This is a genomic window from Acidovorax sp. HMWF018, assembly GCF_003061035.1.
Taxonomy (GTDB): domain Bacteria; phylum Pseudomonadota; class Gammaproteobacteria; order Burkholderiales; family Burkholderiaceae_C; genus Acidovorax; species Acidovorax delafieldii.
Map to the genome: position 1 here is coordinate 1 of NZ_QAIM01000092.1, position 7,216 is coordinate 7,216.

Below are 7,216 nucleotides of genomic sequence, written 5' to 3' on the forward strand. Positions count from 1 at the left end.
CCGCAGCGCGCCGCGTGGCGCTTGCGCGTACGGCATGCCACGGAACACACGCACGCCCTCCTCCCACAGGCCGCGCAGTTGCCCACCGTGGGCCAGCGTGACCTGAGGCTCTGCAGTGCCCGTCGTCATTCCGTGGCCAGGCCCAGCTTGTCGATCAGCGGGCGCCACACGGCCGCATCACGCGCCGCCCAGGTGCGCGCATCGGCAGGTGCGGTGGCAGTGAGCGTGACGTTCATGGCTTCAAGGCGGGTCTTGTACTGCGAATCGCCACCCCGACACTTCTCAGTGACCGCATTGAGCCGGTTCAGCAACTCGGGGGGCGTGCCGGCCTTGGCCACCACGGCAATCCACGCGGGCCGCGCCAGGTCGCTGGCGGCTGGCAAGGCTTCGGCGATGGTGGGCACTTCGGGCAGCAACGGCGAGCGCTGCGCACCAAACAGCGCCAGCGGCACCAGCTTGCCCGCTTTGACCTGTGCTGCTGCCGTGCCAATCACCAGCGTCATCGCGTGGATCTGCTGGCCCATGAGCGCGGTGAGGCCCGCGCCCTCACCCACAAAAGGCACATGGGTGCCGGGCACACCCAGCTTTTCTATCAACGCCGAGGTCAGCAGGTGCGCTGGGCTGCCCTTGCCCGGCGACCCGAAGTTGACCCCGCCCGGCGTGGACCGCGCCAGCTTTTGCAGATCGGCCAGGTTGGCAATGCCCTGCCCTGCGGGCACTGCCAGCACCAGCGGCGACGTGCCCAGCACGGCCACGCCGTCAAAGTCGCGCAGCGGATCGTAGGGCTGCTGCTTGTAGACGTAGGGGGTGATGGTCATCTGCGACATGCCGATGCTCAGCAGGTTATAGCCATCTGCAGGCTGGGCCTTGAGGTAGTTGACGGCCAGGATGCCGTTGGCCCCGGGCTTGTTCTGCACCACGACGGGCTGGCCCAGTTCGCGCGCGGCACAGTCGGCCCACACCCGCGTCATGGCGTCCGAGCCACTGCCGGGCGGCTGCTGGGCGATGAGCTGGATGGGTTTGGCCGGGTAGGCTGCAGGCTGCTGCGCTTGGGCGCCACCGGCCAGGCAGGCGAGCGCGGCCAGCGCGACCATCCTTGGAAAGCGCGTAAAAGCTGAGGTCATGGTGTGTCTCTTGGTAATGTTTTCTTCGATGGATGTCCGCGAAGCGTGGCGTGCAGGCGGGAGATGCTGCACGACAAGCAGGCAGACAAAAGGGGTCAGCGACGGCGTGTGCGTGCCTTGGTGGACACAGCGGCGGCCGTTGATGGCACAGCCGCTTCGCACCGGGTGGCAATCCAGTCGGCCAGGCAAGCCAGTTGTGCCTGCTGGACGGTATCGGGCACGGTGGGCGGTGCAGGCGCAAACAGCTGCAGCAGCCCCAGCCCGCGCAGCGACGACAGCACCAGGCCCAGCAGGCCGTCGCGGTCGGGCTCCGCCGCCAGCTCGGGGAAGGCTTCAAAAAAACCTTCGTGCATGCGTGCCTGCACGCTCTGGCGCAGCTCGGCAATGTGGCCCAGCACCTCGGGCTGGTTGCGGCAGCCCAGGTAGATGTTCCAGGCCACGATGAAGCGCGGCTGCGCATAGACCAGGCGCCACACCGCCTGCACAAACTTCGCCGCCCGTTCGCGCGCTGGCAGTTCCGCGCTGGGCCAGAGTTCGCCCGTGCGCACTGTGGACTCGATCAACTCGCTCAGCACGTTCATCATCAGCACCGCCTTCGACTCGAAGTGGTGCTGCACCGCGCCCGAGGTCATGCCCGCCGATTTAGCCAGCTCGTGGATGGACATCTCCTCCAGGCTGCGGTGCTGGATCACGTCGATGGCCGTGGCGATCAGGTGCTGGCGGGTGGCGGCGCTGCGCTCCGCATGGGTGCGGCGCGTCCCGGCCTTGGGGGAAACACGGTGGTTCATGGCGTTTTCACAATATACATTTCGAACGTAATGTATTTATCCCCCCGCTGACCAGCAAGCCCGTGAATACCCGCATCCCCACCCGGGCCCAAGGTGGATCACCCAGAACCTGGCCACGGGGCCGAACCTAGAATGCTTCTCACTGACCGCACCCACCGGAGACACACACCATGAACGCCCCCACCGCTGCCGCTCACCTGATGCCCGAAATCCAACTGCGCGACGTTCCGCAAGCCCTCATCGATGCGCTGCAGGCCCGCTTTGGGGCGCAGTGCTCGCTGGCCCAGGCTGTGCGCGAGCAGCACGGGCGTGACGAAGGTTCGCTGCAGGCCCCACCGCCCAGCGCCGTGGTGTTTGCCGAAAGCACGCAGGACGTGGCCGATGCGGTGAAGCTGGCCAGCCAGTACGAAGTGCCCGTCATCCCCTACGGCGCGGGTTCGTCGCTCGAAGGCCACCTGCTGGCCGTGCAGGGCGGCATCAGCATCGACGTGAGCCGCATGAACCAGGTGCTCAGCATCAACGCCGAAGACCTCACTGTGACGGTGCAACCCGGTATCACACGCAAAGCACTGAACGATGCGATCAAGGACACCGGTCTGTTCTTCCCGATCGACCCCGGCGCCGACGCCAGCATCGGCGGCATGAGCGCCACGCGCGCCAGCGGCACCAATGCCGTGCGCTACGGCACCATGCGCGAGAACGTGCTGGCGCTGGAGGTGGTGACCGCCAGCGGCGAGGTCATCCACACCGGCACGCGCGCCAAAAAGAGCAGCGCGGGCTACGACCTCACGCGCCTGCTGGTGGGCAGCGAAGGCACGCTGGGCATCATGACGCAGATCACCGTGCGCCTGTACCCCCTGCCCGAGGCCGTGAGCGCGGCCATCTGCTCGTTCCCGAGCATCGAGGCTGCCGTGCGCACCACCATCCAGACCATCCAGCTGGGTGTGCCCATCGCCCGCGTGGAACTGATCGACCACCACACCGTGCGCATGGTGAACGCGCACAGCAAGCTCAATCTGCGCGAAGAACCCATGCTGCTCATGGAGTTCCACGGCTCGCCCGCCAGCGTGAAAGAACAGGCCGAGATGGTGCAGGACATCGCCAGCGAATTCGGCGGCCAGGCCTTCGAATGGGCCAGCACGCCCGAAGAACGCACCCGCCTGTGGACCGCCCGGCACAACGCCTACTTTGCCGCCGTGCAAAGCCGCCCCGGCTGCCGCGCCATCAGCACCGACACCTGCGTTCCCATCAGCCGTCTGGCCGATTGCCTGCTCGAATCGGTGGACGAAGTGGAAGCCAGCGGCATCCCCTACTTCCTCGTCGGCCACGTGGGCGACGGCAACTTCCACTTCGGCTACCTCATCGACCCGAACAGCGCCGAAGAACGCACCAAGGCCGAGGCCATGAACCACACCCTGGTGGCCCGGGCCCTCAGCATGGGCGGCACCTGCACCGGTGAGCACGGCGTGGGCATCCACAAGATGGGTTTTTTGCTGGACGAGACCGGCACCGGCGCGGTGGACATGATGCGCGCCATCAAGCGGGCGTTGGACCCGAAGAACATCCTGAACCCAGGCAAAATTTTTGCGATGTGAGGGCATGGCGCCGTCCGCCTGGACGGCGGAGACCCATGGTCGATCGAGCCTCAAAAAGATGGCGGAGGCGCCACCGGGTGCGTCTCCGTACCCATCAATGAACAACAAGAGAGGTCAACGTGGGTGCTTGGGGAGCAGGTCTCTTTTCCAACGACACAAGCTGTGATGTTCGCGACGACTATGTCCGTCACCTGAAGCACGGACTCTCTGCCGAGGAAGCTTGCCAGAAGATCCTGGCCCGCTACGGCGACCTGCTCGCAAACACGGAAATCGCCTGCCTCGTGTACCTTGCCCTGGCCGACACCGCATGGTGCTATGGGCGACTGGATCAAGCACTGAAAGACAAAGCCCTTTCGCTGCTGCAGTCGGGCGGGGATGTCGATGTGTGGGAGCGGGATGCACCTGACGACGTCGCGTCGCGCCGCAAAACCCTTCAGGCACTGGAGGCCCGCCTCCACACGCCCCAACCGCCTGAAAAGCCGATCCAGGTTTCACCACCAAAACCAAAGAAGATCCGGACCTCATCCCCTGTGGGAACGGTTTTCTCGTTGGACCTGCCCCAGGGAGGCTCGGCCTTGCTGGTGCTGGTGGGGTTTGCGGAGCTGGAGAACAGCGTGGACCCCGTCTTTTCGGTCCTCGGCCAGCGCTTTGCCTCGCCATCAGAGATGCCCGCTCAGATCACCGAGAGCGATACAACGTTGGTGCTTTCAAAGACCTCTTATCAGCCCTATCAACACGTCGCCATTCTTCCCAAGGACGAAAGAAAAAACATTCTTTCTGGGCTGGCGCAAACGGGTATCCCGGTGGCTGGCGCCATGCCTTACCAACGCGACAGTACGGTATGGCTGGCTCTGGGACGCATTGCCAAAGAGATCGACTCGCACCTGGATACTTGATCTGCACATCCATAGTCTCGTAACCCATCAAATAGAGCATCTGGCTCCAGTACGAGCGTGTTCTCTGAGTACGCCATACACCCATGCCAATCGAGTTGAACGCCAACGGCATGCAAGAAGCCATCCCACACCAAGACAACTCCATCTTTGCACTGGGCGCGTGACGATCACAAGGCAACGCACCTACTTTCGGCCTACTGCAACAATTTACGACATGCCGGTTTCCAGCATGGTGCGCGAATCCTGCGGCGCCTCTTCTCGGTCGCGCATGCCGTAGTCTCGTACCACCGTCGCCACACGCAAACGGTAGTCATCGAAGATGCTGGCGCGGCCCAGCCGCTGGGTGTGACGGTGGGCATCCATCTGCCGCCAACGGGCCACGGCTTCCTCGTCGCGCCAAAAGGACAGCGACAGCAAACGGCCTGGCTCGGTCAGGCTCTGAAAGCGCTCAATGGAAATGAAACCATCCACTTGCTCCAGCAGCGGACGCAGCGCTGCAGCCGCTTGAAGGTAGGCGTCCTGCTGGCCGGGCGCTGGTTGAACTTCAAAGATCACGGCCATCATGCGGCAGGCTCCTGGCGGTGGGCGGGCAGGCCCAATGTTCCTTCCACCCCCTGCGTGAACGTGCGCTCCTCGCGCAGGATGAAGCGCTTTTCCTGCGCCAGCGCAAAGTTGGCGCGGCCTTCGGGGTCGGCGCGCAGGCGGGCGCGGTAGGCCTCGTAGGCGGCCAGGGAGTCAAAGCCGATCAGGCCCCAGGCCTCGTAGTTGCTGCCTTCATGCGGCAGGAAGTAGCCCAGCAGATGGCCACCGCAGCGAGGAATGATCTGGCCCCAGCGGCGTGCGTATTCGGCGAACAGCTCGCGCTGAAAGGGATCGATTTCGTAGCGAATGAAGCATGTGATCATGGCGTTCAGGAGAGGTTGGTGGACAAGGGCTTCACGATAGGCGGTTGACGGCTTCCAATGGTTCGCCCAAGATCGAACCATGAAAGACGGCCCCCACATCGCGCGCATTGCCGCGCTCATCGGCGACAGCGCACGCGCCGAAGTCCTCACCGCCCTGATGGCGGACCGCGCGCTCACGGCCACCGAACTGGCCGACATCGCAGGTGTGACCAAGCAGACCATCAGCGCCCACCTCGCCAAGCTGCTGGATGCTGGCCTGGTCGCGGTGGAAAGCCAGGGCAGGCACCGCTACTTCCGGCTGGCGGACCGCGATGTGGCGCAATTGCTGGAATCACTGATGAACGTGGCGTTTCGCGCCGGTGCCGTGCGGCTGCGCGCCAGCCCGCGAGAGCCTGCGCTGCGCCGCGCGCGCATGTGCTACGACCACCTGGCGGGCGAGGTAGGCGTGCAGTTTTATGAAGCGCTGGTGCGCCAGGGCATGCTGCAGGCCACGCCCCAGGGGACGACCATCACGCCCGCTGGCGCGCGGTGGTTTGCGCACGTGGGTATCGACACGTCCACACTGGCGCAGCAGCGACGCATGGTGTGCCGCCCCTGCCTGGACTGGAGCGAGCGCCGCCACCACCTGGGCGGCGCATTGGGCGCGGCGCTGCTGCAGCGCCTCTTCGACGGGGGATGGGCACACCGCGCGCAGGGCTCACGCGTGGTGCACTTCACCCCCAAGGGCGAGCTGGTGCTGCGCCAGTGGCTGGCCACCTATGCAGATACCCCGAACCCCAGTGCAGCACAAGGCTCCGCACCATGCTGAACACCCTGCTGCTTTTTGTTGCCACCGCGCTCGCAGAAATCGTGGGCTGCTACCTGCCCTGGCTGTGGCTCAAGCACGGCAAGCCCGCGTGGATCCTGTTGCCCGCTGCCGCTAGCCTGGCCCTGTTTGCCTGGCTGCTCACGCTGCACGACACCGCAGGCGCAGGCCGCGTATATGCGGCCTACGGCGGGGTCTATATCGGGGTGGCACTGGCCTGGCTGTGGGCGGTGGATGGCATCCGCCCCACGCCTTGGGATGTGGCGGGCGTTCTGGTCGCGCTGGCGGGCATGGCGATCATCATGCTGCAGCCCGAGCACTGAGTGCCGCCCTGAGTCGCCTTCGGCGCCTTCCCCCCCCGGGGGACGCAACCGGTGGCCCGGCAAAGCCGGTTCCACGGGTGCACCGGCATGGGCCGCGCAGCCTCAAAGGCTGTGGCGCCAGAAGGCTCAGTTCACCTTGATCAACCGCCAGTCGATGCGGTTGTCCGGCCGCTGCACCAGTTCCACGTTTTTCTTCATGGCCCAGGCCAGCATCTGGTTGTGCAGGGGAATATGGGCCACGGTGTCGTTCTGCAGCTGCAGGCCTTCGGTGAGCAGCCGGTTGCGCACGGGCAGGTCGGTCTCGGTCTTGACGCGGTCCACGATGTAGTCCATGCGCTCGTTGCTGTAGCGGCCCAGGTTGTAGTTGCCATCGCCCCCTGTGGTCTTGGTACGAGTGAGTGATTGCAGCGTGTACAGCGCATCAAACGTGGGCACGCCCCAGCTCAGCAGCGCGATGCTGGCCTCGTGCCGCTGGGCCATGGGGTAGTAGCTCACGGCGGGCATGGTGCGCAGCTTGGCCTTGATGCCGATGCGCGACCACATGGCGGTGATCGCCTGGCACAGTTGCTCGTCCTGCACGATGGCGTTGTTGCTGCAGGCAAAGTCCACCTCAAAGCCATCGCTGTAGCCGGCCTGTACCAGCAGCTCTTTGGCAGCATTGGGGTCGTAGGGCGCACGTTTATCCACCGCCTCGGTCCACCCGTTGACCAGGGGCGAAACCATCGCGCCCGTGGGTTTGGACATACCGCGCATGGTCACGCGCTGCAGTGTTGCGCCATC

At 65.1% G+C, this 7,216-nt stretch carries 9 protein-coding genes; 4 read left to right on the top strand and 5 right to left on the bottom strand.

The genetic code is table 11. The features are described from left to right. Positions 1-125: 125 nt before the first annotated feature. Positions 126-1,124 carry a tripartite tricarboxylate transporter substrate binding protein gene (locus tag DBR23_RS03280; RefSeq protein ID WP_108497305.1) on the bottom strand — a complete coding sequence of 333 codons (999 nt, stop codon included), beginning with the start codon at positions 1,122-1,124 and terminating at the stop codon, positions 126-128. Positions 1,125-1,219: 95 nt separating this feature from the next. Next, positions 1,220-1,912: a TetR/AcrR family transcriptional regulator gene (locus tag DBR23_RS03285; RefSeq protein ID WP_108497306.1), complete on the bottom strand. Its 693-nt coding sequence runs from the start codon at positions 1,910-1,912 to the stop codon at positions 1,220-1,222. 170 nt (positions 1,913-2,082) lie between these two features. Here DBR23_RS03285 and DBR23_RS03290 point away from each other — a divergent pair, with 170 nt between their 5' ends. Continuing rightward, positions 2,083-3,507, top strand: a complete 1,425-nt coding sequence (locus DBR23_RS03290) for an FAD-binding oxidoreductase (RefSeq protein WP_108497307.1) — start codon at positions 2,083-2,085, stop codon at positions 3,505-3,507. A gap of 119 nt (positions 3,508-3,626) precedes the next feature. Continuing rightward, positions 3,627-4,403, top strand: coding sequence for a hypothetical protein (locus DBR23_RS03295; protein WP_108497308.1), 777 nt, complete (start codon positions 3,627-3,629; stop codon positions 4,401-4,403). A gap of 207 nt (positions 4,404-4,610) precedes the next feature. On the opposite strand, the gene DBR23_RS03300 is transcribed toward DBR23_RS03295, so the two are convergent. Further along, on the bottom strand, positions 4,611-4,967 hold the full coding sequence (locus DBR23_RS03300; protein ID WP_108497309.1) for an antibiotic biosynthesis monooxygenase: 357 nt from the start codon (positions 4,965-4,967) through the stop codon (positions 4,611-4,613). Continuing rightward, positions 4,964-5,308 (bottom strand): NIPSNAP family protein, encoded by a 345-nt coding sequence (locus tag DBR23_RS03305; protein ID WP_108497310.1) that lies wholly within the window; start codon positions 5,306-5,308, stop codon positions 4,964-4,966. Before DBR23_RS03305 ends, DBR23_RS03300 begins: the two co-directional genes overlap by 4 nt. A 79-nt stretch (positions 5,309-5,387) precedes the next feature. Here DBR23_RS03305 and DBR23_RS03310 point away from each other — a divergent pair, with 79 nt between their 5' ends. Then, the gene (locus tag DBR23_RS03310) at positions 5,388-6,116 is read left to right on the top strand and encodes a helix-turn-helix transcriptional regulator (RefSeq protein WP_108497311.1); all 729 of its coding nucleotides are present in this window, start codon (positions 5,388-5,390) and stop codon (positions 6,114-6,116) included. Beyond that, positions 6,113-6,436 (top strand): YnfA family protein, encoded by a 324-nt coding sequence (locus DBR23_RS03315; protein ID WP_108497312.1) that lies wholly within the window; start codon positions 6,113-6,115, stop codon positions 6,434-6,436. The genes DBR23_RS03310 and DBR23_RS03315 overlap by 4 nt, the downstream gene beginning before the upstream one ends. A 126-nt stretch (positions 6,437-6,562) precedes the next feature. Here the strand turns inward: DBR23_RS03315 and DBR23_RS03320 are convergent. After that, the coding region (locus DBR23_RS03320; protein WP_233250253.1) for an ABC transporter substrate-binding protein at positions 6,563-7,216 on the bottom strand (654 nt) is incomplete at its 5' end.